The organism is Bacillus sp. SLBN-46 (assembly GCF_031453555.1).
Classification (GTDB): domain Bacteria; phylum Bacillota; class Bacilli; order Bacillales; family Cytobacillaceae; genus Neobacillus.
In genome coordinates, this window is record NZ_JAVIZM010000001.1 from 3,141,240 (window position 1) to 3,166,530 (window position 25,291).

Annotated in this window: 24 protein-coding genes and 1 pseudogene; 4 read left to right on the forward strand and 21 right to left on the reverse strand. The window is 36.9% G+C overall.

Annotated features, from left to right (window positions below):
* The 5 genes from QFZ87_RS16080 to QFZ87_RS16100 all read right to left on the reverse strand — a co-directional run bounded on the left by QFZ87_RS16080 (position 1) and on the right by QFZ87_RS16100 (position 6,360).
* Complete coding sequence (locus tag QFZ87_RS16080) at positions 1-852, reverse strand: energy-coupling factor transporter ATPase (RefSeq protein WP_309863297.1); 852 nt, start codon at positions 850-852, stop codon at positions 1-3.
* A 28-nt stretch (positions 853-880) separates the two neighbouring features.
* The gene (locus QFZ87_RS16085) at positions 881-1,645 is read right to left on the reverse strand and encodes an SDR family NAD(P)-dependent oxidoreductase (protein WP_309863300.1); all 765 of its coding nucleotides are present in this window, start codon (positions 1,643-1,645) and stop codon (positions 881-883) included.
* Positions 1,646-1,680: 35 nt separating this feature from the next.
* Entirely contained in the window at positions 1,681-2,802 is a 1,122-nt protein-coding gene (locus QFZ87_RS16090; protein WP_309863302.1) for a tartrate dehydrogenase, read from the reverse strand.
* A 72-nt stretch (positions 2,803-2,874) separates the two neighbouring features.
* Positions 2,875-4,323, reverse strand: a complete 1,449-nt coding sequence (locus QFZ87_RS16095) for an aldehyde dehydrogenase family protein (RefSeq protein WP_309863305.1) — start codon at positions 4,321-4,323, stop codon at positions 2,875-2,877.
* A gap of 192 nt (positions 4,324-4,515) precedes the next feature.
* Entirely contained in the window at positions 4,516-6,360 is a 1,845-nt protein-coding gene (locus tag QFZ87_RS16100) for a sigma-54 interaction domain-containing protein (RefSeq protein WP_309863308.1), read from the reverse strand.
* Positions 6,361-6,562: 202 nt separating this feature from the next.
* Between QFZ87_RS16100 and QFZ87_RS16105 the strand changes: the two genes are divergently transcribed.
* Positions 6,563-7,390, forward strand: coding sequence for a GNAT family N-acetyltransferase (locus QFZ87_RS16105; protein ID WP_309863311.1), 828 nt, complete (start codon positions 6,563-6,565; stop codon positions 7,388-7,390).
* 126 nt (positions 7,391-7,516) lie between these two features.
* Here the strand turns inward: QFZ87_RS16105 and QFZ87_RS16110 are convergent, their stop codons facing one another.
* On the reverse strand, positions 7,517-9,154 hold the full coding sequence (locus QFZ87_RS16110) for an Ig domain protein group 2 domain protein (RefSeq protein WP_309863313.1): 1,638 nt from the start codon (positions 9,152-9,154) through the stop codon (positions 7,517-7,519).
* Positions 9,155-9,366: 212 nt separating this feature from the next.
* Here QFZ87_RS16110 and QFZ87_RS16115 point away from each other — a divergent pair, with 212 nt between their 5' ends.
* The gene (locus QFZ87_RS16115; RefSeq protein ID WP_309863317.1) at positions 9,367-10,302 is read left to right on the forward strand and encodes an acetamidase/formamidase family protein; all 936 of its coding nucleotides are present in this window, start codon (positions 9,367-9,369) and stop codon (positions 10,300-10,302) included.
* A 318-nt stretch (positions 10,303-10,620) separates the two neighbouring features.
* On the opposite strand, the gene QFZ87_RS16120 is transcribed toward QFZ87_RS16115, so the two are convergent.
* The 11 genes and pseudogenes from QFZ87_RS16120 to QFZ87_RS16170 all read right to left on the reverse strand — a co-directional run bounded on the left by QFZ87_RS16120 (position 10,621) and on the right by QFZ87_RS16170 (position 20,336).
* On the reverse strand, positions 10,621-10,782 hold the full coding sequence (locus QFZ87_RS16120; RefSeq protein ID WP_309863319.1) for a hypothetical protein: 162 nt from the start codon (positions 10,780-10,782) through the stop codon (positions 10,621-10,623).
* Positions 10,783-11,302: 520 nt separating this feature from the next.
* Positions 11,303-11,788: a hypothetical protein gene (locus tag QFZ87_RS16125; protein ID WP_309863321.1), complete on the reverse strand. Its 486-nt coding sequence runs from the start codon at positions 11,786-11,788 to the stop codon at positions 11,303-11,305.
* Positions 11,789-11,912: 124 nt separating this feature from the next.
* Positions 11,913-12,456: pseudogene (locus QFZ87_RS16130) on the reverse strand (GNAT family N-acetyltransferase).
* Between the two features lie 522 nt (positions 12,457-12,978).
* Positions 12,979-13,131 carry a hypothetical protein gene (locus QFZ87_RS16135; RefSeq protein ID WP_309863324.1) on the reverse strand — a complete coding sequence of 51 codons (153 nt, stop codon included), beginning with the start codon at positions 13,129-13,131 and terminating at the stop codon, positions 12,979-12,981.
* Positions 13,132-13,435: 304 nt separating this feature from the next.
* Positions 13,436-13,639 carry a hypothetical protein gene (locus tag QFZ87_RS16140; RefSeq protein WP_309863329.1) on the reverse strand — a complete coding sequence of 68 codons (204 nt, stop codon included), beginning with the start codon at positions 13,637-13,639 and terminating at the stop codon, positions 13,436-13,438.
* Positions 13,640-14,021: 382 nt separating this feature from the next.
* Positions 14,022-14,738 (reverse strand): phosphopantothenoylcysteine decarboxylase domain-containing protein, encoded by a 717-nt coding sequence (locus QFZ87_RS16145; RefSeq protein ID WP_309863332.1) that lies wholly within the window; start codon positions 14,736-14,738, stop codon positions 14,022-14,024.
* 225 nt (positions 14,739-14,963) lie between these two features.
* Entirely contained in the window at positions 14,964-15,308 is a 345-nt protein-coding gene (locus tag QFZ87_RS16150) for a hypothetical protein (protein WP_309863335.1), read from the reverse strand.
* 357 nt (positions 15,309-15,665) lie between these two features.
* Positions 15,666-16,232, reverse strand: a complete 567-nt coding sequence (locus QFZ87_RS16155; RefSeq protein WP_309863338.1) for a nucleotidyltransferase domain-containing protein — start codon at positions 16,230-16,232, stop codon at positions 15,666-15,668.
* Between the two features lie 429 nt (positions 16,233-16,661).
* Positions 16,662-16,862: a hypothetical protein gene (locus tag QFZ87_RS16160; protein ID WP_309863340.1), complete on the reverse strand. Its 201-nt coding sequence runs from the start codon at positions 16,860-16,862 to the stop codon at positions 16,662-16,664.
* Between the two features lie 70 nt (positions 16,863-16,932).
* On the reverse strand, positions 16,933-19,005 hold the full coding sequence (locus QFZ87_RS16165) for a GAF domain-containing protein (protein WP_309867924.1): 2,073 nt from the start codon (positions 19,003-19,005) through the stop codon (positions 16,933-16,935).
* Between the two features lie 299 nt (positions 19,006-19,304).
* On the reverse strand, positions 19,305-20,336 hold the full coding sequence (locus QFZ87_RS16170) for a threonine aldolase family protein (protein WP_309863343.1): 1,032 nt from the start codon (positions 20,334-20,336) through the stop codon (positions 19,305-19,307).
* A 479-nt stretch (positions 20,337-20,815) separates the two neighbouring features.
* On the opposite strand from QFZ87_RS16170, the gene QFZ87_RS16175 reads away from it, so the two are divergent.
* Positions 20,816-21,787, forward strand: coding sequence for an NAD(P)-dependent alcohol dehydrogenase (locus tag QFZ87_RS16175; RefSeq protein WP_309863348.1), 972 nt, complete (start codon positions 20,816-20,818; stop codon positions 21,785-21,787).
* 43 nt (positions 21,788-21,830) lie between these two features.
* Here the strand turns inward: QFZ87_RS16175 and QFZ87_RS16180 are convergent, their stop codons facing one another.
* From QFZ87_RS16180 to QFZ87_RS16190, 3 genes are all read right to left on the reverse strand, one after another.
* Positions 21,831-22,100, reverse strand: coding sequence for a DUF3949 domain-containing protein (locus QFZ87_RS16180; protein ID WP_309863351.1), 270 nt, complete (start codon positions 22,098-22,100; stop codon positions 21,831-21,833).
* A 145-nt stretch (positions 22,101-22,245) separates the two neighbouring features.
* Positions 22,246-23,088, reverse strand: coding sequence for a pentapeptide repeat-containing protein (locus QFZ87_RS16185; RefSeq protein WP_309863353.1), 843 nt, complete (start codon positions 23,086-23,088; stop codon positions 22,246-22,248).
* A gap of 156 nt (positions 23,089-23,244) precedes the next feature.
* Positions 23,245-24,105, reverse strand: coding sequence for a D-alanyl-D-alanine carboxypeptidase family protein (locus tag QFZ87_RS16190; protein ID WP_309863356.1), 861 nt, complete (start codon positions 24,103-24,105; stop codon positions 23,245-23,247).
* Between the two features lie 281 nt (positions 24,106-24,386).
* On the opposite strand from QFZ87_RS16190, the gene QFZ87_RS16195 reads away from it, so the two are divergent.
* Positions 24,387-24,560, forward strand: a complete 174-nt coding sequence (locus tag QFZ87_RS16195; protein ID WP_309863358.1) for a hypothetical protein — start codon at positions 24,387-24,389, stop codon at positions 24,558-24,560.
* Between the two features lie 66 nt (positions 24,561-24,626).
* Here the strand turns inward: QFZ87_RS16195 and QFZ87_RS16200 are convergent, their stop codons facing one another.
* Positions 24,627-25,169, reverse strand: a complete 543-nt coding sequence (locus QFZ87_RS16200) for a GNAT family N-acetyltransferase (protein ID WP_309863360.1) — start codon at positions 25,167-25,169, stop codon at positions 24,627-24,629.
* Between the last annotated feature and the right edge of the window lie 122 nt (positions 25,170-25,291).

Sequence of the window (25,291 nt, forward strand, 5' to 3'; positions counted from 1 at the left end):
TTATCCCACCTCCTCTTTGGATAATTTTTCTACTTCCGCAATAAACTCTTCTTCTTGGATTAAGTCCCTTGAAAAATTGGTAAGTTGGCTGTGAATCACTTCGGCCATTTGGCTAACAGAAGGCACTTCTAATTGCAGATTCTCTAATTCCTGCTTATGTTTAAAAATTTCACGCGGGGGACCGTCCATGACGATTTGCCCACCCTCGATGACGATAATCCTGTCCGCTTCCGCTGCTTCGGACATATGGTGGGTTACCGTAATAATGGTCATCCCTATATCGTTCATCTTTCTCATCACCTGAAGAACTTCTTTTCGGCCAAAGCTGTCAAGCATACTTGTTGCTTCATCAAAAACGATGCAATCCGGCTGCATTGCTAACACACCGGCAATCGCGACCCTCTGCTTTTGTCCCCCTGATAGATGGTGTGGCGGTCTGTGGCGAAACTCCGACATTTTTACAACATTTAAAGCTTCATCCACTCTTTTTTTCATTTCTTCTCTTGCTACACCAATGTTTTCTAGTCCAAAGGCTACATCTTCCTCAACGATTGTCGCAACAATTTGGTTATCTGGATGCTGAAAGACGGTGCCAACAGCTCGACGAATATCCCGTTTCTTTTTCATCTCTCTCGTGTTATGCCCGTGAACCCAGACATCCCCATGATCCGGGGTTAAGATCCCGTTCAAGTGTTTGGATAAGGTAGATTTTCCTGAACCATTGTGGCCAATGATTGCTACATATTCTCCAGGGAAAATGGAAAAGGAGATATTCTTCAGAACGGATACTTTCGTTTTTTCATTTATTTTGTAGGCAAACGATACATTATCTAAACGAATAATTGGTTCCATTTTATACTCCTCTCTCAATAGATTTGTGTTAAATCCCACGTCCTCCATCAATATTTAGAACCTCTCCAGTCACAATCTTAGATAGATCAGAGGCTAAATATAAGGCACCTTGGGCAATATCCTCTGGTTGAATTAACGACCCCAATGGAACACTGTCTTGAAAGATCTTTTTCATACCCTCTTCTTTTTGATCTTCATCCCCTACAAGGAATTTACCAATCATAGGTGTATCAGCCGGGCCAGGATTGATGGCATTTACTCTAATTTTAAAAGGAGCTAATTCAAGTGCTAGTGCTTTTGTCAGCATGATGGCAGCCCCTTTTGATGCACAATACGCGTTTAATCCTGGTCTCGCTCTAATACCAGCAATGGAAGCAATATTAACAATACTTCCACTCTTTTGTTGCTTCATGATCGGAACAGCATATTTAGAAGTTAAAAAAATGGATTTTGTATTTACGTTCATAATTAAATCCCATTGTTCCAAGGTTAATTCTTCAATAGATGTGAAGGATTGTGGAACACCAGCACAGTTAATGACAATATCCAATCCGCCATATGCTTCCAATGTTTGATCCACAATGTTTGCAACATCCGAATCACTCGTTACATCTGCTTGAATGGCTTGCACTCGTTCTAGACCCGTTGAACTTGCCGCTGTTTTTGCAGATTCATAATTTACATCAGCAAACGTTACATTAGCCCCTTCATTTGCGAATAATAGGGCAATAGCTTTCCCCATTCCCGATCCTGCTCCGGTTACAATTGCCGTCTTTCCACTTAATATAGTCATAGATTGTAAACCTCCAGAAATTTACTATTCTATCTTTAACTCTGAAAGGGCCTTATTTCATAATCCCTTTTAGAGTTAGCGCTAAGGCTTAATTGAACCATTTTTGAAACGATTGCATCACCCATTTCAATGGTAGTGGAAGTACCGCCTAGGTCAGGTGTTCTTATTTTTCCATCTATTAATACTCCTTCAATAGAATCGAGAATTAACTTTCCTACATCAGGGAGTGCGAGATGGTCCATCATAATACTTACGCTCCAAATAGAGGCGATTGGATTGGCAATCCCTTTTCCTGCAATATCTGGAGCAGAACCATGTATCGGTTCAAACATAGAGGGGTAAATACGCTCCGGATTGATGTTGCCAGACGGAGCCAACCCTAACCCTCCAACGATAGCCGCACCTAAATCTGTTAGAATATCTCCAAACAAATTACTTCCCACAACCACATCCAAGGCTTCAGGTCTGGAAATAAAATAAGCAGCAAGTGCATCAACATGGTAGAGTTGTGTTTTTACATCAGGATAATTATTGCCTATTTCTCTCACCATCTCATCCCAAAAGGGCATGGTAAAGTTGATCGCATTTGATTTTGTTGCCACTGTAAGGTTCTTCTTCGACCTTTTCTCTGCCAATGAAAAAGCATAGTTTAAAATTCTTTCAGAACCATACCTTGTAAATATGTTATTTTGCACAGCTAGTTCATATGGGGTTCCCTCATGAACGCGTCCGCCCATATTGGAATACTCCCCTTCGGTATTTTCCCTAACGACAACGAAGTCAAGATCTTCATGGGTTTTATACCTCAATGGGCTTTCTATACCTTGAAGGAGCTTAATTGGCCGCAAATTCACATACTGTTGAAATTTCCGGCGAATGGGCAAAATCAACTCCCAGACCGATATGTGATCCGGAACAGATTTTGCACCAACAGCCCCAAATAGAATAACGTCAAAATCTTTTAAAATATCTAACCCATTCTCAGGCATCATTCTTCCATTTTGAAGATAAAACTCACACCCCCAATCAAAAGATTCACAAGAGATAGTAATACCGCCGTGTATCTCTTCCGCTTTTTTTAATATCTTTATGGCCTCATTCATCACTTCTGTGCCAATTCCATCCCCCGGAATTAAAGCAATTGAAAAGTGCTGCAAATCTATCACTCCTTTCATTTAAATTATTTTAAAAACAACCTAATTAGATTAAGCTTTTTTAGGGATTCTTATTTAATCAACACTTTTTATTTTTATCGCGATATTTTTTAATTGAGTATAATTTTGTAAAGCTTCTACTCCTTTTTCACGGCCAATTCCGCTTTTTTTATAGCCACCAAAAGGAAGCTCTACCCCACCAGCTGCTCCATAATCATTGATAAAAACCTGTCCGCTTTTCACTTTACTGGCTATTCTATGTGCCCGTGATAGGTCATTTGTCCAAATTCCTGTTACGAGACCATAAGAGGTTCCATTTGCTAAGTAAATAGCTTCCTCTTCGGTATCAAATTCAAATACGGTTAATACGGGGCCAAAAACTTCTTCTTGAGCAATTTCACTAGATGGAGAAACATTTTCAATAATGGTTGGTTCAAAATAATAACCTTCATCCAACTCTTCTACCATTGCTTGCTTTCCGCCAATAATGACACGTGCACCTAGCTCTTTTGCTCTCTCGACCATAGCTAGTATTCGCTCAAACTGCCTCTTTGAAATAATTGGACCCAGCTCACTGTCATTGATCCCAGGGCCAATTTTTATCCTTTTCATTCTCTCTGCCAATTTCGCAATCATTTCATCTTTAATTTTGGAGTGAACTAACAACCTGGAGCCGGCTGAACAAGTTTGACCCGCGTTTTGAATAATCGCACGGGTAACCCATGTAACCGTTTCATCTAGATCACAGTCAGGAAAAACAATTTGTGGTGATTTCCCTCCCAGCTCCAGTGTTACTGGAACTATATTTTTAGCCGCAGATATCATAACACTCGTACCAGTGCTAACTGAACCAGTAAAAGTGATATGATTGACATCTGGATGATTCACCAGTGCTGCTCCTGCTTCAGAACCATATCCTGTTACAACTTGAAGAGCACCTCCCAGGACTTCTATTTCAGAAAATATTTCGGCTAACTTTATTGCCGACAATGGAGTATCTTCAGCCGGTTTCACTACGACTGTATTTCCAACCGCTATGGCAGCCGCCACACCCCTAGATGTGATCTGAAGTGGATAATTCCAAGGGATAATTTGAGCACAAACCCCCATAGGTTCCCGAACCGTATAGTCAATCACATTTGGCGCTACTGGGATTGTTTCTCCAAACATTTTGTCTGCCATACCAGCATAATACTCAAAATAGCGCGCACTACTTTCTACATCACTTCTAGCTTGTGAAAGAGGCTTCCCTGTGTCCAACGTCTCAATCATGGCAAGCTCCTCAAATCTTTCACGAACTTTTCGTGCAACTTCATAAAGAGCATTTCCTCTTATACTTGGTTTTAATGATTGCCATTCACTGGATTCAAATACATTCTTCGCGGCTTCTACAGCTAAATCAATATCTTCTTTTCCTCCCCTGGGAACTGTGCCAATAACTTCATGATTGGCAGGATTATAAGATGAAATAAACTCACCTGAAACGGACTTCACCCATTTTCCATTAATATACATTCTATTCATTCTTAACCTCCGTTTTGGTATGGCTATGATTCTAATAAAATCTCGTAACTGTTATAACTAAGATTGTGCAAGTTTCGTGCCAAGGTTAAAAATTCAGAAATGATAGAATTATCAAATAAAAAACAAGGGTTTTTATCCCTGTTTTTAAAAGGCGATGTTTTAAACTGCAACATAGAGTTGCTTTTTGAAACATCATATATTATATTCTTTAATTTTTCTCCAAAGGGTGGAACGGTCTATTCCGAGTGATTGTGCTGCTAACTTTTTATTATTCTCAAATTTTTCTAATGTCGTGAGTATGAGTTCTTTTTCCTTATTTTTAATACTTTGTTTATTTGTAGCTTCTCCTGATAACTTCTTTCTCCTTATTTTTTCAGAAAGAAATTTCGCTCCCTGAAGCCTTAAACTATTACTCTCTTCAAGGACCACCATCCGTTCAATTGTGTTCCTTAATTCACGAATATTACCAGGCCAGTCGTACTTCTGGAATAAACCAATTAATTCCTTTTCAACGGTAATGATTTTATTTTTTCTTTTTTCATTAAATTCATATAGAAAGGTCTCTACTAATTTAGGTATATCCGCTAAACGCTCGCGAAGAGGAGGCAATTCCAGAGCTAGTACATTCAAACGATAATATAAGTCAGAACGGAATTGTTTCTCATCCACTTCCTCCTCTAAATTTCGATTTGTTGCTGTAATGATCCGAACATCGACTGGTATGATTCGCTCACCGCCAACACGCCTAATCGTTCTTTCCTGAAGTACTCTTAATAATAGAGCTTGAATTCGTAAAGGAATCTCACCAATTTCATCCAAAAACAGTGTACCACCATGTGCAAGTTCAAATAAACCCGGCTTTCCTTCTTTAAGAGCGCCTGTAAATGTGCCTTTCTCATATCCAAATATTTCACTTTCAAGAAGATTTTCTGGCAGTACTGCGCAATTCACAGCTACAAATGGACCGAGCGATCGATGACTTGCAGAATGAATACCTTGAGCAAATAATTCTTTACCAGTTCCAGACTCACCTGTGATTAAAACTGTAGATTCTGTTTCAGCAAATTTTCTTGCAAGCTCTTTTGCCTCGATTATTTCCTGTGTTTCCCCAATAACATCACTTAGTCGATACTTTGCCTCTAAGCCATTTTGATGAAGCTTTTTTCGGAGTTGTAATTCTACTTTTTGAATATCTGTAATTTCTTTGAAGTTTGAAACGGCTCCGACAATTTTCCCTTTGACGATAACCGGAGATCGATTAATAACAATTTGACGACCTCCTACAGTTGCAATATCTCCCCTTTCCATCTTCCCAGCTTTCAAAATTCGTAACATATCGGATTGTGGGATGAACTCTGTGATGTTTCGCCCCTTCATATCCTCATCAACACCTAAGATCATTTTTGCATGGTCATTAACCAATCTAATTTTTCCGGCTCTATCAATTGCAACAACTCCATCATGCGTTGAATTGACGATCGCATCTACTTGATACCTTTCTTTAAACATTTCCTCAATTAAGTTCGTTAATGATCCTGCTAGCTGTAAAAAAGGAATAACAGAAGTGAAAGAAGGCATTATGAAATGTAAATTTTTAATTAGTGGGTTAGATAATAAGCCTTTCATCCATATTGGGGCTAAATAAACATGATTTTGCTTAATTGTAGGAGATTGTTTTTCTGTCAAAAAGGAGATTTGAATCTGATCATTTGCAACATGTTCCGCGTATTCTTTTCTCAACCACTCGATTTCTTCATTTGATGTTATAAATGAATACTCTCTTTGTTCTGGGATTTCAAACAATACCTTAATAGACTTTCTTATATCTCCAATAGTTATCGGGATAGGAATAATCGGAAAAGAAAGACCCTCTAGTTCTTTCTGAAAAATTGCAGGTGTTATAATAACCATTGGATTCATAATTTGATCTAGTATGGAGTTAATTGAATAAAAACTAGCAGTTTGGTATCCCAAATCTAGTAATAATTTTTTTATTTTGTCTTCATATAAATCATTCATTTTAAAAAGAGCTATCATCGAATCACCCCTGAATAAAGAAAGTAAATAAGATAGATTAAAGTAATAATTTTTTGTATTTTTTAAATATTCTCTTTTTTATAATAAATTTAATTTTCCTATCTGTAAACTTTCAATGATTCTTGTCTAGATTATAAAAGAAGGAAAATCGCTCTGACTAAAAGAATTAACATAAAGGATTATAAAAATAGAGGTGAATGCGATGTTAACACAGGAAGAATTAGCTAGCATAAAAGAACTTCAGGAGATTTGCGAGAAAGATGGAGGATTTCAACTGAAGCTTAATTATGACATGCTTAAAAATAGATCAGGACAGGTTAAAGAAGACTTTCTTCATTATGAAGATGACCAGCTTGTCGGTTTCCTTGGTAGTTATGATTTTGGCAATAAAGTAGAGCTTTGCGGAATGGTACATCCCGATTACCGCAGAAGAGGTATTTTTACTAGATTACTTGAAAAAGGAATTGAGGAAGCTAAGAGGCGAAATATCAAGAAGATTTTATTAAATGCTCCAAGCAACTCCCTATCGGCGAAGAATTTTTTAACAGCGATCCCTTGTACGTTTTATGTAGCAGAATATCAAATGAAGTGGCACAATGTGGAGCTTTCCGAGGATCCTTCTGTTACTTTAAGGCCTTCTACCACAACAGAGGATTTCGAAGCAGAAATACAGCTTGAAGTCTCGGCCTTTGGATTTAATGAGGACGAAGCACGACGGTTCAATCAGCAGATTAGGGAAAACAGTAGGGATCAAAACTTTATTATTGAAGCGGATGGAAAAACTGCCGGAAAAATACGCGTGGATGAAGCAAATGGAGAAGCTTGGATTTATGGCTTTGCCGTGTTTCCTGAATTACAGGGAAAAGGAATTGGTAGAAAGGCATTAACAAAGGTTGTAAAAACGGAAAACCAAAAAGGACTCTCCGTTTTTCTAGAGGTCGAAGCTAAAAATGCACATGCCTTAAAGCTGTATGAATCTTGTGGCTTTAGAAGCTACCACTCACAGGATTACTATAAATATACTATCTAGTATCTGTTTACGAAATAATAAATGAAGAAACCCATTCAATTTTTTAATGAATGGGTTTCCTCTTGATTTGAAATTTAACTCATTTTCTACTAACTTAATACGATCCAGCTAAATCCAGCCGCCTTTTTAATTACTAATCTCAATATCATCGAAATTAAGTCTTTTACCTGTTGTTCCTGAAACGACAATTCGGAATCGGGCGGGAGCCGTTTGACTAAGGGTGAAGGTTTTAACTGTTAGTGTAGACGTACTTGTATTTGTGCTCCCAATATTTGTCCATGTCGAGCCACCATTGGTGGACATTTGCAGCTGCCAGCTTGCACCTGTATCGCTACCAAAATTGGCATGGAAAATTTTTATACTTTTTGCTCCACTTACATCAAAATTCATGGTTAGGGATCCAGATGCTTGAACACGGGCTGACTGTAGCCCTGTTTTCTTATCCGTCGATAAATTACCGATTAGAGCATTATTAAAATACCAAGAACCACTTGCTAATGTAACATTTCCTGAAGAGTAGGCCGTTTTAGTACCAGACTCAAACTTTTCAGTTAATACAGTTGTCCCAACAGATCCGCTAGAACCATAGCCGTACGACCCGGATTTAAAGGTTGATGTATCATACCATTTATAGCCTGCCGCTGGTGCTGCCCAAGGTTCCGCTTCTGGCTCAGTAGATGTTTGGGGATTTTCCATTGATAGTAAGGAAGTTGGCTGATCAAGCTGCAATCCACTCACTTGAGACAATGCTGTGTAGCTTTCTTGTTTAGCTAACCAATCGATGATATTCACAAGCAATGTACCATCATTCTGTTCCTTAAACCCATCGTAGGTTGTCTTCGCTGTGCCTGTTTCCTCACGCAGGTACTTAGGAGTCGCGTCCTCTACCGGTGAAGAATCACCGATAAATGCTGCTTTTCCTAATCCTAGCTTGGAAACCGCTGCAAATGGGCCCTCCGCTCTCCCCCCGCCATTATACACTCCTTGATCGACAGCATTGCCCCAAGCCGTAGTTGTTGGAGGAAGATAGACAATCCCTTTTGCCTTGTATGGATCCGTAATGGCTAATGTAGAACCCGCATGCATGGCAACAGTAGAGACACCCGTAGTAATTCCAAACGCTTGACTTGATGCCACAATATCATTAGCTGTTACATCCCCAATCGCATTATATCGGAATCGGATCCCAAAGTTGGTTGAAAGCCAGTCTGAACCTGTTACTCCTTGCATGGCTGCAGACGAAGCCTCCTCTGTGCTCATTCCTTTTGCAGGATTGGAATAGGCACCACGTCGGTAGCCATTAAAGACCTCTGATGCATCCCAGCGGTTTTTGTTGCGGTCCGCGTTATAATGGTCTCCAATAAAAAAGATACTTCCGCCATTCTGCACATATTGGATCATGGCAGCCTGTTCAGAACTTTTGTAAGGGATATTGGCTTCTCCAATAATAAATACATTGTAGCCTTGCAAGTCCTCATAAGTAATTGGAGTTGTTTTTCGCAGTTCTTTTGCATAATAGCCTTTGTTTGCTAAAGCATTGGCAAAATCAGAGAAACTCCCATCCAACACCCAATCGGCTGCACCAGCAGTTTGCCCATGTGTATTATCAAATAAGATTTTCTTTCCATTTGCTGTCCCAACTGGCTGCAGCTGTGGAGCAGGATCAAGTGCATTCTCCGCTGATGCAAAAGGTGATTCAGATAAGAGCGTTGAAGAGAAAAGTAGAAGGATTATTGCAAAGATAGAAAAGCGTTGACGTGTCATTTTTATCACTCCTTTTGTGTAGTCCTCATAAAATTACCACACTACTATTGATAGAGTGTTAAAAATACGTAAAATTTAAAATTTTCCCAATATGAATCATACTACTTGATAGAAAAATGGGTAAAATTATGTTTTTTCAAAAAGTTTTTAGTTATTATAAAATAGTACAGAAACACTCTTTAGCCATCTAATCTATTAAAGGAGTAAACACCATGATACATAAACTAGACTTAAAATCTGAAAATCTACACGGATCATTCAGCAAGGATTACCAACCTATTTTAACAATTGATTCCGGTGACACCTTACAAGTAAAAACTCCTGATATTGAATGGGGATATTCTAGTTCTAAAAATGAAGAAAGAGTAGTTTTTGAATCAGCGGTTAATGAAGAAGATCGTAGACATCCGATGATTGGTCCAATCGCTATTCGTGGGGCAAAGCCTAGAATGGTGTTAGAGGTAAAATTGAATGATGTAGTGCCAGGCTGGTATGGGCGCAATTGGGCTGGCGGATTCAAGAATTGGCAGAACGATAGTGTTGGCTTATCTGAAACCGCAAGAATTCAGGTGGACTGGGAGTTAAATGCAACGACGATGACAGGGACCGCCCAAATTGGCGGGAAGGCCTTCCACGTAGGACTTCAACCATTTATTGGATTAATGGGAGTCGCTCCTAGTGAACCTGGGGTTCATGTCACCTCCCCTCCTCGTTATTGCGGCGGGAATATTGATTGCAAGGAATTAGTCAAAGGCAGCACCCTGTATTTGCCGATTGGCGTAGATGGTGCATTATTTTCGATTGGGGATGGACATGCCCTTCAGGGGGATGGTGAGGTTTCCGGGACAGCGATTGAGTGTCCGATGGACTTAGTGGATGTGACGTTGATTGTCAGAGATGATTTGGAGTTAACCATGCCTCGAGCCAAGACTCCTACAGGTTGGATTACCTTTGGTTTTAACGAAGATTTGAATGTGGCCGCTGCTACTGCCTTGAATGATATGATTGAGCTGGTCCAAGAGTTTTATGGTATAGAAAAGGTAGAGGCTATGGCCTTAGCTAGTGTCGCGGTTGACCTGAGAATAACTCAAGTGGTGAACGGTGCGAAAGGTGTGCACGCCGTTTTACCTCATGGTTCCATTAGATAATATAAAAAGGTGGCGAGAATTCCTTAAGGGGTTCTCTTATTGGGAGTTTTTATATTAAAACACTTATAAGCACCCGATTTTAGTAAGAAAAGTCTCAAATAAAACAACTTAAATTTAGTAAACAAAGGGCACCGTTTTTCTAACGGGTTCCGTTTCCTGTCGCAAAACTCGAAAATGTAGCCTAATTTGTACTGCCTTTTGTATCTGTTTTTGCAAATAAAAAATAAAACGGCTCAGTTCACATACTGAGCCGTTTTTTATATCCATTTTTGGCAGCTTGTTGAACAAACGCCCCCGTTAGTTGAATAAGAACATAACCTATTTATGATTTTCCCCAAATATTTTTAGTTCTTTTTTTATTTCTTTAAGTTCAGACCTTAAAAGCTTAATCTGCTTAGAATTATCAATACCAAAACTGACAGCATAAACAATAATTAGAAATAGACCCAATATACCTACTAAGCCGTAAATTATCCCCATAACCCTCTCACTCCTAAAATAAGTTCACTATACTAACGATACCATAATTTGGTAAGTGGTTGATTATTATTTTTTCTTTTTAAACAATCCTGCCCGTTAGTGGAACAAGCAAAAAAAGGCTGCCTCAGCAACCTTATCTTGCACTCGGTAATAGAACCAGGAATTAATGAACTTTTTATTTTTTTCCTTTTTTATTTAGCCAAATAAAAAAGCTAATTAGTTCTCCCAGTAAATATCCTAGTATTGTTACCACAAAGATGGTCAAAAAATTTATTGGTAAATTTGTAAGAGAGACAATTATCCAGCCAACAAACATTACTAGGAGTTCCCACTTATCATTCCATAACCTTTTTAACAAAATCGATTTCTTCCTCTCCCCAAAATCCAGTATACTTACTATTTATTCAGAATAAGAAAGAATCATTCTTTTTAAGCTAACCTGCTTCAATAGTTCAATAACAAAAAGGGGATCGCCGCAGCAACCCCATCTTTCACTCTTGCCCTCGGTAGCTGAGGAGGCTTACGACAGATTGTAGGAATTTAAATCTTTCCAACCTTGAAAAGAGTTTCGGAAATTTTTAGAGAAGGTATTATCTTTGCTAAGAAGTAGAATCGATGAGGAGTCCCAAAAAACTAATTCAACAACTGCCTTTGGATGTTGGATTTGTGGGTTTTTAACCCAAAAATTTGGATTTCCATCAGCATACGGTTCCCCTTTAATCTCATCTAAATCAATTATTTCGTCCTTTTCAAAAGCTGAAAATACACCCCAAATAAAATAAACATCTTTATTATTAGCAAATTGCATTAGCTTATCGCCTGTAATCAAGTAATTATTATGACCATTACTATCTTCGAATTCTCGAAAATCTTGAAAATAATCAAGGTAATTTTCAGGATAAGACCAATCCAGGTCAGTTAGTAGCCAATTATAATTTTGTTCCAGTCCTTTAAATGAGTTTAATATCTCTTTTAGTTTTATAAAATCATCTAAAATGGTGTTCATTTCTTCCCACCTTTCAAGCTAACTATTACCCTTATTTTAACATCTTTTATTAAACTAACCTGCCAGTTAGCACAATAAGAAAAGCTGCCACAATGACAGCTCCGACCTTTCGCTAACGCACCCTTTACTTGAATAACTTATACCAATACAAAGTGGTTTCTATATTTGGATTATGACTGCTTCAATGTGTCAGCTCCACCTAGTATGAATCCTTGTTTCACATAAAACCTGCACGCTCCAAGATTATCATCTTGGGCCTCTAGAGACATTCCGATAAGTATTTTTTGTTTTGCCCACTCTTCCGCTTTAGTTAAGAGCAACTTCCCGATTCCATATCCTCTAAATTCTTTTTTTGTAGCAATATTTTCAATATAACAGAAGCGATTCCAATCCATAATTATTCTAATTTGCCCGACGCAATTATTATTCTTATAAGCTAAAAATAGAGCTTTATCTTCACGGTTTATATAAAGGCTCCAATCAAGTTTATCATCTGGGAAACGAATTTCTTTAGTTTCATCAAATAGATTCTTTTCAAAAGACCATTTTCCTGATTGAAAACTGGGCACAACCTTACCAAACACTTTAAAATAATCATTTGTTTTATTGATGTCCTCAATTAATTCATCCTTTAATGGAGAAATTATGATTTCCTCTGCAATATTCATTTGGACACCTTCCCATTCTGAAAATGAATTTTACTAGCACAAGCCTAAATACCTACCCTATTCAACATTACTGCTTCGTTAGTCAAACAAGAAAAAATGACAGCCACAGCGTTCATTATCCTTAACAAAAGAACCCGTTTGTTGAAAAACACTTTAAGGCCGTTATTTTATTTGCTGTATCGTCAGCAAAGATATGAATATGATTTAAGTTATTTTTATTTGGCTTTTTCGTAATCTTTGTTGCTTTAGAATCTACTTTATTGGGAGGGATTGTTTATCAGTAGCCGGTCACTCCAGGGCAGAGATAATGTTGACTGGTTTATTTAAAATATGTACCATAATAATAGGTATGTTAGTTTCTCCGCTACCTTAAGGTAGGGCTGCTAACAGCACGTTAAAATAGCTTTTCCCCGCAACCGATTACTGCAGGGCTGAGCTATTTTTTAATTTGCTTTTGCGTTGCTGCAGATGCGCTCGTAGAACGGAGTGTAAATAAACCATGAACTGAGTTCTTTTAGTTATTCAGTTCAACTTAAATGCAATGTGCATTATTTGTTCTCTGATGTCTTCCAACGCAATGACTTGATTGACCATGCTCCAAGCGATGACTGATAGACTGACGGCTATCACGACGAAACAGGCAACTTTGACGGTTTCCAAGCGGTTATTTTTCATTACAGTGTCTCCTTTTAATAAACCCGCTCCTTGCAGTAAAGGGCAGTTAGTTATTCAGTTGTTGGAGCTTAAATACACTTTGAGTTAGTTGGTCTGCGATATCATGCAGCTCGCTTACTTGATTGACCATGTTCCAAAGCTATCACGGATAGACTGACGACTATCACGACAAAACAGGCGACTCTCACATATTCAAATTTGTCATTTTTGGTAGATTTATCTCCATTTTAGTGAAGTTATTTTGCTTTTCATCTACTTTGATTATATCAATGAAGTACCCAACGTTCCTTAAGAATACTGGGTATTACTTCTTTGGTCGATTTTTCATTAATTTAAATAGATATCGTATCAAGTAGGTACCCAATAAAGCGATCAATAACGCATAGGGATGGCTTTTAGTTCCTTCTTGAAACCAATCGCTATTGAATAAAGGAGGAACATAAAAAAGACAGAGCAATAGCACTAAACCAAAGACAAGTTCAATTAAGAATTGTTGAAACTTCTTCAAAATCAAATCCCCTTAATCGTAATATGAGTCTTACATTTTTAAAAAAAGTGATAAAAAACAACAATGTTTGTGAAAACATCCTTTTATTTTGATTCGAAACATAGTCTACAAACCGTGTTCAAACTCATAATGGAAACAAATCCCGTGCATATTTTCAAATACATCCTATAACTATTAACTTTTATAGGCTGTTGACAGCGAACACAAGTAGGATACATCATTATGTAGCCGCCTTTTTCTTTTTACTTTTTACTTTTTACTTTGTACCAATATTGTACCAATTACTGGTACACAATTGTTTACAAAGAAAGAATTTTTATTGAACTATCCTGCCCGTTAGTACAACAAGAAAAAAGACCGCCGCAGCGATCATTCTTGAGCTCTAGACCCCGTTAGTTGAGCAAAATCTATTTAATTTCTCATTATTAAAATGGTTCATTAGTGTGTTAATCAATTGAACTGCTGTATCTTTCTTATTTTTGGTATTTACCACATCCCCATTTTTTGAAACAATATAATGAATACTAGTATCTATGTTTAAAGAACTTGATGGATTTGCTACAACATAATCTGCATTCCAATACTCCATTCTTTGTAAGGCTCTTTCTATTAAATACTCTCTATCGTTTGAATGTTCGAGTTTAAAACCAACAAGCACAACATCTTTATTAATATTTTTGATATCTACTATTACTTTAGGAGCTTTTTTAAAATGGATAATCGGAGGCTGATCACTAGGAATTTTACCTAAATTATTTAATACATTTCCCTTGTCATCAACTATTTTGTTAACTATCCAGTCAGATATAGCTGCTGTCATTATAACAACTTCAATCTCTTCATTTTCTAATAAATTTTTCAGTTTTTCTTGTAAATCTTCAATTCCTTCAAATTGGATTGTCATTAGATTTGGGTTTTGTTTAGGTATTTTTGAAAAATAACCATGTAAGAAAATTACTTGTGCATCTTTTTTTATAAGTTCTTCTGCTATATAACATCCAATTGTACCTTTTGCCAAGTTTGTATGCCCTCTAACTTGGTCCCATTTTTCTAATGTTCCTCCACTTGTTACTAGTATTTTCTTTTTCTTTAATACCATTATCTAGTTTCTCCTAAATAGTAATTATTTGTAAAAAATTCAAGCCTTATATAATTCTAACACTTTTTCTCTATAAATAAATTGAATATTCTTATTAAACTATTCTGCCCCGTTAGCATACTAAGGATTTCAACAAAAAAGGCGGTTAATCCTTCCTGGATCAACGCCCCCGTTACTTTAAGAACATTACTTCACAAACTAAGTCGTTATTTACATATCTAATGTTTATCCATTCCTTTTACCCTTATAATAGGTTAACGGGAAACCAATAATTATACAAATAAGTCCACCTATCCCAGTCGAAATAAAAGATAGTTCTTCTTTAAAAAAGGACCAACTTATAATCCAAAATATAATAATTAACCAGCCTAAGACATTTGTTATTTTAAGTTTTATTCCTTGACCTCCATTAGACCTAGGCAGGTATAAGCTAATTGCATTTAAAATAATTCCTAATAATCCAATTAATGCACCGATTATGAACCATTGAGTTGATAAAAAAGTTTGTAAATATATTCCTACCATCGCTAAGAGTACTCCAACCCAGGGTAATATTCTTCCTTTTTTCATTTTTTCTCTCCCCCTAATTCTATTCCCCTTTATATAACATTTTACCATAATAACCCATATTCTTATTGAAGTATTCTGCACCGATAGTTCAACAAGAAAAAAGACCGCCGTAGCGATCCATTTGGAACTCAAGCACTCATTAGTTCGCTGTATTATTGTGGAATAATTTGGATATTTCGTTTATAATCAAACAAAGGATGGTGATATAATTTGAAAAAATGGTTAATATCTCTGGGTCTTTCCTCACTATTAGTTATTTTTACCCTTATAAGTATTTATTTTTACATTGGTTATATTACATCAAGTATTTCATTTAATTGGATATCATACTTACCTTCTCAATTAGTTTCTTTAATTTTATAAATAATGAAGCCATTTATGTTCTGGTTCGTGTAATTCTATCGCATATCTAAGCCATTGTTTCTTCTCAATATCGAGATATTCCTTTATTATCATAAAGTCTTGATGGTCCTTTTCTCTTGTATTTTTCACCTTATATAAAAGGACAATTTCTGGATTTAGATAAGGAATACCTGTTTCAGAATAAGTCCAAACCGAAGTGAGTGGGTAGGAAATTCTTAAATCCCTTCTAAATTTCCAATCATTATCTTTTGTTTCATTGAGAAGAACTTCAATTTTATCTCCAGTTAATTTATTCGAAGCGTGTATTTCGTGAACTGGTAAATCTAAAAACTCATTTTCCCAAATATGAAATTCACCTTTAATAACCTTTTTAAACTCCCATTCTTTAAGATAATCTTTTAGATATTGTTGGTTTTTTCTGAATACAGCAATCTCTATATCTTTGTGATCCCTGGTTTCTTTACCAATAAATAGGTCAATTGCCCATCCACCAGCAATGCCCCACGTTTTATTAAATCCTGCCATTAAAGAGGTAATACTTTCGCATTGTTCAAACGACATAAAAATCCTCCGAATTAAAAAAGTATTTATCTTTTATATATTCTTTTTGAAATAAGAATTACCTGTCGCTTATTCAACTAAACTGCTCCGTTAGTGTGAGTACATTTTTTCACAAACTTCATTTCATCTTAACATATATATCCAATTATAATGTGCTTCATAAACATTTTTGTAAGACGATTTGTATATCAAATTGAGGGTAAATTTTTAGGGGTGCACTTTACTATACAAATTTTTATTTATTTTCAACACAAATGGCTTTAAACCAATAAAAAATGAGTGTCAATTTTATATGCAAATTGGCACTCATTTTAACTTTCATTTTTAATGTTTGTGATAGGAAACGGAACCCGTTACCGTTTTTCCGTGCTCTTTTAACATTTATTTAAGATCTTAAGGAGTAGACTACTCCTTCTTTGATGGCATTTGTCAACCGCCTACTATACAAGTCGCAGTTGAACTTCCTACAACAGAGTTTAATTCAAATAGTAACTCTGGAAGAACAGACTCGTTTATCAGTTCCTCCAATGTTTTATTGGAGATTGGAACGTTGTATTTTTCAAATGTATCTACTGTATTTTCCCAAACTTTAATAATGGCATTGGGGGACATATTTGATTGAATTACCACATCTATCACTCCCTTTTTACAAATAGCACCACTCAAAAAACCTTTATGAAAAAGAAAGTTCCCTTCAATTTTACTCCTTATACCTAACAAAAATTGTAGTCCCCTCTGGTCCAGTCTGAATATCGATCTTTGCCTGATGACGGGCCGCGATAGCATAGCAAACCCCTAATCCTAGACCCGTTCCCTTGTCCTTAGTCGTGAAAAACGGTGTACCCAATTTTTCTAATACTTCAGGCTTGATCCCTTCTCCTTGATCATGAATGGCCAAAACAACATAATCTTCGTCCATATAGGTTTTAATCGTGAGTACCTTTCCTTCCTTCATTGCCTCCAACCCATTACGATAGAGATTAATAATTAGCTGCCGAGTTTCATCCCGATTTAACATTAATTCTGGTATTTCCTTTGTATCAATCTCCACGTATTTATTTTGATTGAACGCATCCACCTGGATTAATGGAGTCATATCATGGAGGATCGTATTTAGACTTAACTTCTGTAAATCAGACGACCTGGTATTACTCATCGACAGGAATTCTGAAATGATATTGTTCGCTCGGTCCAGTTCATCAATCATGATATGTAAATACTGCTGATAACGCTCAAATTTTTCTTCTTTTTGTAAAATCTGCAAGAAGCCTCGGACGGTTGTCATTGGATTTCGGATCTCGTGACTGATTCCCGCTGCCATTTGCCCAATTAAATCGAGCCCAGATAATCGTTTAAACTCCCTCTCGTATCTCTTTTTCTCAGTAATGTCCTTCATCAAACTACAGATGCCATCATCATATGGATAGGCTACTACTTCATACCAGTGATCTGTATATATGGAGTGGATTTGGAAATGGACAGGTAGTCGATTAGTCATTACCTTATGAAACTCTTTATACATGGTCGTATCCACATAAGCAGGGAATACCTCCCATATCACCTTTCCTAAAAGCTCTTCTGATGTTTTATTAAGGGGTAGTATTTGATGTTTATTTATATGAATAAATTTCCAATCTTTGCTTAATGCAATGAATCCATCTGGAATACTTTCTAAAACATTATGATTTCTCTCATAAGCAATGGCTAGTTCTCTATTCTGTGCTTCGACCATGTTCTCGAGCTTATTCATATATAAAAGGCTTGAGAATGTGGAAGCTGTAGCATCTACGATCGATTGAGCCAGTTGGAGTTGTGATTCTGTGTAAACTAGAGGATTATTTCCGGTATGTGCCACACCTATAATCCCTAGCACCTCACTCATTGATACGAGTGGTATCATAAACAGTCCTTTTATGGAAAACTGCCGGCAAACCTCTTGGTTTAGTCTTTCATCGGCCGGTGCATCAGGGATTAGGATAGCATTTTTTGTTTTCATAACAGTCTCAAGTACTTGATCACTACAGGGCCCCATTGTCTCGAAGGTTTTTTTCCAGCTTACCTCAGTCCTTTTACCTGCCTCCCATTGCCTTAATGTTCCATCGTCTGTCGAACCTATTAGGTGGACCCCGCTATGGTCGTTATTCAAAACCCTTTTTAAGTAGCGGAAACAGGTCTCCAAGCTTTCTTCCATGGATAAACACATAGATAGATCGCGCGTGACATCGAGCAATAGTTGCTTTTCAGAAATCAGCTTTTCTTTTTCGGCTAGATTAAGCGCATTTCGAATGGCCACGGCTGCCATATTTACATAGGCCTCCACGGTTTGAATCTCTGACTCTGTTAAATTCATAGGTATCCCCACATCGAACAGGAAAACGAGACCGAATAACTCCTGTTCAAAAGAAATAGGAAGCACTAACAACGAGTTAATTTTGAATGCTTTTACCGCACTAGGATCTGGTCGATGATCCTTTGAGGTATCGGGTATGTAGATGGCTCTTTGAGTTTCTATGACTTCCTTTGCTAGTAAATCAATTTTCGTGTCGATTACATGCATATCTAATGTCCAGTCGTTGATGAATTCTGGTTTACCAACATATCCTCTGAAGGTTCCATCCTCTTGTGGCAAATAAATACCAACCGCATCACATTGAACGATTTCCTCCGAGATGGCTGTTGTTACTTGCTCCAATACATCTCGTAATTCTAGCTTGGTATTAATTAATTTAGTTATGTTTGCAAGTCGAGAATACCTCGTTTGTTCCTTTAACATCGCATGTGCTCCATTCCATTGGCATGAACCTTCGTTAGGTTTATTTACAACCGAACTCGTTCTGTACAATTTCCGACAAATTATCTTAATATTTTCATTTTACAATATTTGCATGATTTTGGTCTAGCTAGCTATAAATAAATTCAAGATATAGGAGGCTTGGGCTACTGATTTTGGGAATGAAAGACAAAACTCTTCAGGAATTCCGGCAAATTTCCTCTAAACAAAAAAACAGGCTCTAGAAAGCTGTCTCTAATAATAGCAACAGTTCTCTAGAGCCTGATTAATTATAGAAAATTTCACCTGTTAACAGCCTTTTTAAAATCCTCAATAAACGCTTCTACCTGATCTTCTTGTGTTGCCCAAGAAGTAACAAGGCGAATGGCAGAATGCTTCTCATCAACCTTTTCCCACAAATGAAAAGCATACTTCTTTTCTAATTCGGCAATGACTGCATTTGGGAGAATCGGGAAAATTTGATTCGATGGAGAATGGATTAAAAACGGAATATCTGCCTTGCTTATTTCGTCTCTAAGTCTACCTGCCAGCTTATTTGCATGCATCGCTAAGTCAAAAAACAGATTATCCCGGAATAGCTCAAGGAACTGAATACCCATTAATCTTCCCTTAGCAAGAAGTGCCCCTTTTTGCTTAATATGATAGCGGAAATCCTCTTTTAGAGAATCACGGCAAATGACTAGCGCCTCTCCTATAAGAGCTCCGTTCTTTGTTCCGCCAATATAAAAAGCATCAACAAGTTCAGGGAGATCACTCAATTTCAAGTCATTTTCATCAGAGCATAGCGCAGACCCTAATCTTGCACCATCCATATATAAAATGAGATTGTTCTCATGACAGATATCTCGTAGCTGCTCCAGTTCCTTTTTTGTATAAATAGACCCGATTTCAGTAGAATTCGATATGTAAACCAGCTTCGGTTTTACCATGTGTTCGTCTGGATGCCCTTCGAGTACAGCCTTCACATGGGTGGGAGTCAGTTTTCCTTCTACGCCTTCAATTGAAATGATTTTATGTCCAGTTGCTTCAATAGCACCCGTTTCATGCCCTAAAATATGTCCGGAACTTACGGCCATTGCCGCCTCGTGTGGTCTTAAGAAGGCAGAAATAGCGGTTAGATTTGTTTGTGTCCCGCCTGAGAGTAGGTGGATATCCACATCCGTCCGTCCCAATCTTTCCTTTAATAAATCTATCGCTTGTTGGGTGAATTGATCTTCCCCATAGCCATTTGCTTGGACAAGGTTGGATTCAAGTAATGCGTTCAAGATTCTAGGATGTGCGCCTTCGCTGTAGTCGTTCTTAAAGCTGTACATTTTGTTGCCTCCGTCTTATTTTCATGAATTGTTTCTACACTTCTATCGTAACATAACTATCAATTAATCCCTACCATATAGATACGCTCTTTTAAGTGTAAAATTACACTTTTCTTTAAAGATTTACGATTTATCAGCGGATTTTAGGCTTTTATCAGCGAATATTAAAATATATCAGCGGATCTCAGTTTTTATCAGCGAATTTTAGATTTTATCAGCGAATCAGTATTAACTTACAATTCATAAAAATTATCTCTTTCTACTTTACATATACAAATCATTATTCCTTTTTAAGAAAACGACCTCCATTATTTTTAATCCTTCAATATCCAAAGTTTATTTAGGGCATTGCCAATGGATTTTGGTTTTGAATGCCATTAAATTGGAATATGTATTAATTAGAGTTTTTTGAGTCATTTGTACTAGTTCACGAATTCATCCTTGTTTTTTGGAAATTTGGGATTTGTAGGAGGAATTATATGAAAGCTGTCGTTTCTGACCAATACGGTCCACCCGATGTACTTCAATTGCAAGAGGTGAAAAAACCAGTTCCCAAAGACAATCAAGTACTTGTAAAAATTCATGCAGTGTCACTGAATTTTGGTAATCTTGTTCTATTAAAAGGAGAACCGTTCTTAGCCCGCTTTGCTTTCGGACTTACCAAACCAAAATACCGTATACCCGGAGGTGACATCTCAGGTCGTGTGGAAGCAGTCGGCAAGAATGTTACACAATTTCAACCAGGAGATGAAGTGTTCGGTGACCTATCCGGGTGTGGTTGGGGTGGTTTTGCAGAATATGTAGCAGTTCCTGAAGACGCATTAGTATTAAAACCTGCTAATCTATCATGTGAGGAGGCTGCCGCTGTACCAATGGCAGGGGTCACTGCTCTACAGGGCCTGCGTGATAAAGGCAAAATTCAATCTGGCCAAAAGGTGTTGATCAATGGCGCATCTGGTGGTGTGGGAACTTTTGCTGTTCAGATCGCCAAGTCTTTCGGGGCTGAAGTAACGGGTGTGTGTAGTACTAGAAACATAGACATTTTACAATCCATTGGAGCCGATGATGTCATTGACTATACTAAAGAAGATGTTACGAAAAAGACGAAGACGTTTGACCTGATTGTTGGTGTTAACGGACATCACTCCATTTCAGATTACAAACGGCTGTTAAATCCTAATGGAACTTTTGTTCACATTGGTGGTTCTGGCTCTCAAATGTTCCAAGCGATGGCCTTAGGTCCTTGGATTTCTCTGACTGAAAAAAAGAAAGTGGGTACCTTTTTACAAAGAGCGAACCAAAAGGACCTCCTGATTCTTATGAAAGAACTAATTGAGGACGGCAAAGTAAAGCCAGTGATTGATCGATGTTATAAATTAGATGAAGTGAAAGAAGCTTTCAGCTATTTTGCAGAAGGACATGCGCAAGGGAAAGTGGTCCTTTCTGTATAAAAAAAACAAAATGCCTCATTCCATTACGAATGAGGCACCTTTCTTAGTAATTCAGCTTTTTATGTTTCCATTTATACAAAAGAGTAGCCAATAGGTTAGCGCCGATAAACAGGATATTTCCTTGTGCATTATAATGCAGCTCTTGATTTTCGAAACTCATTTTATCATAATATTCCCCTTGGCTGAGTCCAAGTTCTTTTCGTTTTTTATTCTCTTCTTTTAGATGTTTAATGTATTTATACTGAATTGGTAAAAGAATAAATGATAACAAGAGGTATGTACCAATAATTCCCAAAGTCGTATATAGACCCATATGAAATTCTCCCCTCTCTATAAGAAAAATTTTCCTTATTACATTATACGTCTAAAAAATATATAAGTTTCATTTCGTGGAATAATTTAACATTATAATATAAAAGAAAAACCCTTCATTCAAGGGAGGCCGTGTTCATAAATTTCTATACCAGCCAATGTGAAGGAACATGTAATGAAGCTGGTAATTTAGTTTCTTTATCCCCTTTTGCAGCATTTACTTGTGCTTGAGTCAGAAAAATACAGCCTATTAGATTCGCACCACTTAAGTCTGCATCTCTCAGGTCAGCACCAATAAAATCAGACATTCTCAAATCAGAATTTCGAAGGTTAGCAGCAATAAGTAATGCTCCTCTAAAATTGCTTCCTTTAAGATCCTTGCTACTTAAATTAGCTCCCATCAGACCGATTCCCTTTTTGACATTACTTAGTTGATTCATCTTTTTCTTAACTTTTGCTCTAACCATTTCACTTGTTTGAAGCAGCAAATGATTGACAACCGCTCTATGGCTAGGTATATCAAGATCTAAAATTTCATTTGGACATAGTCGGGTAAGACGTTCTGTATCCTCCATAGTTTGTTGTAATTCGTCATAAATAGAACGTGCCTCTTCTCGGCACAATGCTTCATTTAAGTAAAGTAGCATTTCGTGAAGCTGTTGCATGATTGGAAAAACTTCAAACATTTCTTGAGCAGACTCTTGATTTCCACGCCAATCCTTTCCACTAAAAGTGAATTGTGAAACCTTTTGTCCCGCCCCAAAGCACTCAAATACTGTACAACCTTTAAAGCCTTTATTTCTTAAATGACTATGAATCCCGCAACTGTAATCTGATTGCAAGTTTTTACAAGGGGTACCCCCATCCTTGTCAAAAGCAAAATCAGCTGATTTAGCATAAGGTAAGGCAACACAACAAAGCCCAAAACATTTTTCACAGTCTGGACGTAAATTCAATAAAAAATCATTAGGTTTTAGTTGTTTAGACATTCCATTCACTTCCTTTAAAATCCTTTTAACTATATAATTCAACGATTCAAAGAATAATAAAATAATATTACCATATCAAGCCTTCCAAAAAGGAGAATTTTTCTAAACATAAAAGAAAAAGCACCCCTGCTTTTTGAACAGAGATGCGTTGAAAATTTACTTTTCATCGATTTCGACTTTATTCACTCGTTTTACAGTATTCATATGGTCAAATGAATAGGTTGCCATCGTTTGAATATCATGGTATTTTGATCTCTTGTCAGTTTTCATGACCACAGAGATAATCTCCTTGTTTCCCTGTTTTAAATATTCCAATAGTGTATGTTGGGCGGCATTTGTAAAACCTGGTTTTCCAGCAATAGCGTTTGGTTGGCTTTGAATATTCATTAAATTACGGATGGTTTTTTCTTTAATGCTTGTTTTAATGTTGGTCGTTTGTGTAGACATAACTTCAAGTACATTAGGGTGTTTAATGGCTTCTCTAGTGATGAGCGCCATATCATAGGGCGTTGTATAATGATTGGGATCATGGAGTCCATTGGGTGTAACAAAATGGGTGTTTTTGAGGCCCCATTCTTGCACTTTCTGGTTCATGAGATCAGCAAATCCTTTTTCACTTCCAGCCACATTTTCAGCGATCGTAACTGCTACATCATTTGCACTTAACAATAATAAAGCCTTCATAGCATCCTGTTTAGTAATCCTCTCACCTGTTCTAAGCCCTAAACAAAGGCATTCTTGATTGGCTGCATGTGAACTAACCGTCAGCCATTCCCCATCCTTCATTCGTTCATCTAAAACAGTGGCTGTTAATACTTTTGTCATACTAGCAGGATACGCCCTTGAATGGGCATTTTTGTTGTAAAGAATCTCTCCGGTCTTGGCATCTATGGTAACTCCATAAGCACCTACAATTTGTGGTGGGTAGACCTCCGCCGAGTTCCCCTTCATGACTATCCCATTCAATACCAAAAGAACTAATAATGATGCTACAACGAATTTCCCGATGTTTGTCATGATGTACCTCCAGTTGAACGAACCTCAGATATCTTATCCGTTTTATTTTGTTCCAGTATTAGCAGAATTACTACATTAAAATGGGGACAGTCCCTCATTGCTTTACAGCAGTGGGGGACTGTCCCCAGAAACGTTCCTGAGTTTTCACTGTATTCACTTTTAAAATACAAAAAATGTTCACAATCTATAAAATCAATTTCCTTTTTTCGTGATGTATGTCACATTTACTCGATTTAAAATCAATTAAACTAATTTTAAGTTAATTCTAAGGGGGATTTAAAATGATAGTAGCTTGGTTAATTACCATTGGTTTATTTTTAGTGTGTATCTATGCAACAACGGTTATTATTAATGGACTCGAAGAAAAGGATCAACTTGACTTAGCAGAATTGCAATCACAACTTAAAAACACAACAAAGAAAAATGATAAAAAAGATATGAAACTAGCAATATAATTGTAAAAAAACAAAAAACAACTTCAATTTGGAGTTGTTTTTTATTTCCTGAAATTTGATCATTCCTTACTTCATATCGCTGATTTTAATTTTCCAAATCATATGGTCAAAGCCTTCGTCCCAATAATCTTTTAACAAGTAATTAGGTTCCCCAAATTTCTTTTTCCAGATTTGTTGTGCTCGGGCATACCCACTATCTAAGCAAAATTCTTCTATACCTTTATTTTGTAATTTGGAATACATAGAATTCAATAATAGTCTTCCAATACCCATTCTTTGATATTCTGGTAGGACAAATACAGTCCCTACTTCAGGCAGCTCTTTATAAGCATTTTTTGTACATTTACATATGAGATCGCTAGCAGGACCATATTCGATGGAGCCCACAATTTTGTCGGAATGCCATGCAATCAAAAAATAACGATTTGTACCATTGCTAGCAAAATCACTTACTAAGTATTTTTTCTTACTACCAATTTCAGCCTCGTTGTCCTCGAATTTCTCTCCGATACCTTCTTTAGTAAATGTATCAATTATGACTTTTTCAAAAAATAGATTCAACTCATTTGTGTCCTCTATTCTCGGTCTTCTTATCTTGATGTTTAACACCTAAAAGCACTCCTTATACCATTATTAACTTAGATTTCTAGGTGTACCTTAAATTTCCCTCCTTCTATGACTAGTTATTGTTGCTTTTTTCCTGCTTCACGGACACTAGTAGACCCACCTTT

What these genes read in the sequence shown, in the direction of transcription:
- QFZ87_RS16080 (WP_309863297.1), bottom strand. Translation starts at nt 852, where the DNA reads ATGGAACCAATTATTCGTTTAGATAATGTATCGTTTGCCTACAAAATA.
- QFZ87_RS16085 (WP_309863300.1), bottom strand. Translation starts at nt 1,645, where the DNA reads ATGACTATATTAAGTGGAAAGACGGCAATTGTAACCGGAGCAGGATCG.
- QFZ87_RS16095 (WP_309863305.1), bottom strand. Translation starts at nt 4,323, where the DNA reads ATGAATAGAATGTATATTAATGGAAAATGGGTGAAGTCCGTTTCAGGT.
- QFZ87_RS16100 (WP_309863308.1), bottom strand. Translation starts at nt 6,360, where the DNA reads ATGATAGCTCTTTTTAAAATGAATGATTTATATGAAGACAAAATAAAA.
- QFZ87_RS16105 (WP_309863311.1), top strand. Translation starts at nt 6,563, where the DNA reads ATGTTAACACAGGAAGAATTAGCTAGCATAAAAGAACTTCAGGAGATT.
- QFZ87_RS16110 (WP_309863313.1), bottom strand. Translation starts at nt 9,154, where the DNA reads ATGACACGTCAACGCTTTTCTATCTTTGCAATAATCCTTCTACTTTTC.
- QFZ87_RS16115 (WP_309863317.1), top strand. Translation starts at nt 9,367, where the DNA reads ATGATACATAAACTAGACTTAAAATCTGAAAATCTACACGGATCATTC.
- QFZ87_RS16120 (WP_309863319.1), bottom strand. Translation starts at nt 10,782, where the DNA reads ATGGGGATAATTTACGGCTTAGTAGGTATATTGGGTCTATTTCTAATT.
- QFZ87_RS16125 (WP_309863321.1), bottom strand. Translation starts at nt 11,788, where the DNA reads ATGAACACCATTTTAGATGATTTTATAAAACTAAAAGAGATATTAAAC.
- QFZ87_RS16135 (WP_309863324.1), bottom strand. Translation starts at nt 13,131, where the DNA reads ATGAAAAATAACCGCTTGGAAACCGTCAAAGTTGCCTGTTTCGTCGTG.
- QFZ87_RS16145 (WP_309863332.1), bottom strand. Translation starts at nt 14,738, where the DNA reads ATGGTATTAAAGAAAAAGAAAATACTAGTAACAAGTGGAGGAACATTA.
- QFZ87_RS16150 (WP_309863335.1), bottom strand. Translation starts at nt 15,308, where the DNA reads ATGAAAAAAGGAAGAATATTACCCTGGGTTGGAGTACTCTTAGCGATG.
- QFZ87_RS16155 (WP_309863338.1), bottom strand. Translation starts at nt 16,232, where the DNA reads ATGTCGTTTGAACAATGCGAAAGTATTACCTCTTTAATGGCAGGATTT.
- QFZ87_RS16165 (WP_309867924.1), bottom strand. Translation starts at nt 19,005, where the DNA reads ATGTTAAAGGAACAAACGAGGTATTCTCGACTTGCAAACATAACTAAA.
- QFZ87_RS16170 (WP_309863343.1), bottom strand. Translation starts at nt 20,336, where the DNA reads ATGTACAGCTTTAAGAACGACTACAGCGAAGGCGCACATCCTAGAATC.
- QFZ87_RS16175 (WP_309863348.1), top strand. Translation starts at nt 20,816, where the DNA reads ATGAAAGCTGTCGTTTCTGACCAATACGGTCCACCCGATGTACTTCAA.
- QFZ87_RS16180 (WP_309863351.1), bottom strand. Translation starts at nt 22,100, where the DNA reads ATGGGTCTATATACGACTTTGGGAATTATTGGTACATACCTCTTGTTA.
- QFZ87_RS16185 (WP_309863353.1), bottom strand. Translation starts at nt 23,088, where the DNA reads ATGTCTAAACAACTAAAACCTAATGATTTTTTATTGAATTTACGTCCA.
- QFZ87_RS16190 (WP_309863356.1), bottom strand. Translation starts at nt 24,105, where the DNA reads ATGACAAACATCGGGAAATTCGTTGTAGCATCATTATTAGTTCTTTTG.
- QFZ87_RS16195 (WP_309863358.1), top strand. Translation starts at nt 24,387, where the DNA reads ATGATAGTAGCTTGGTTAATTACCATTGGTTTATTTTTAGTGTGTATC.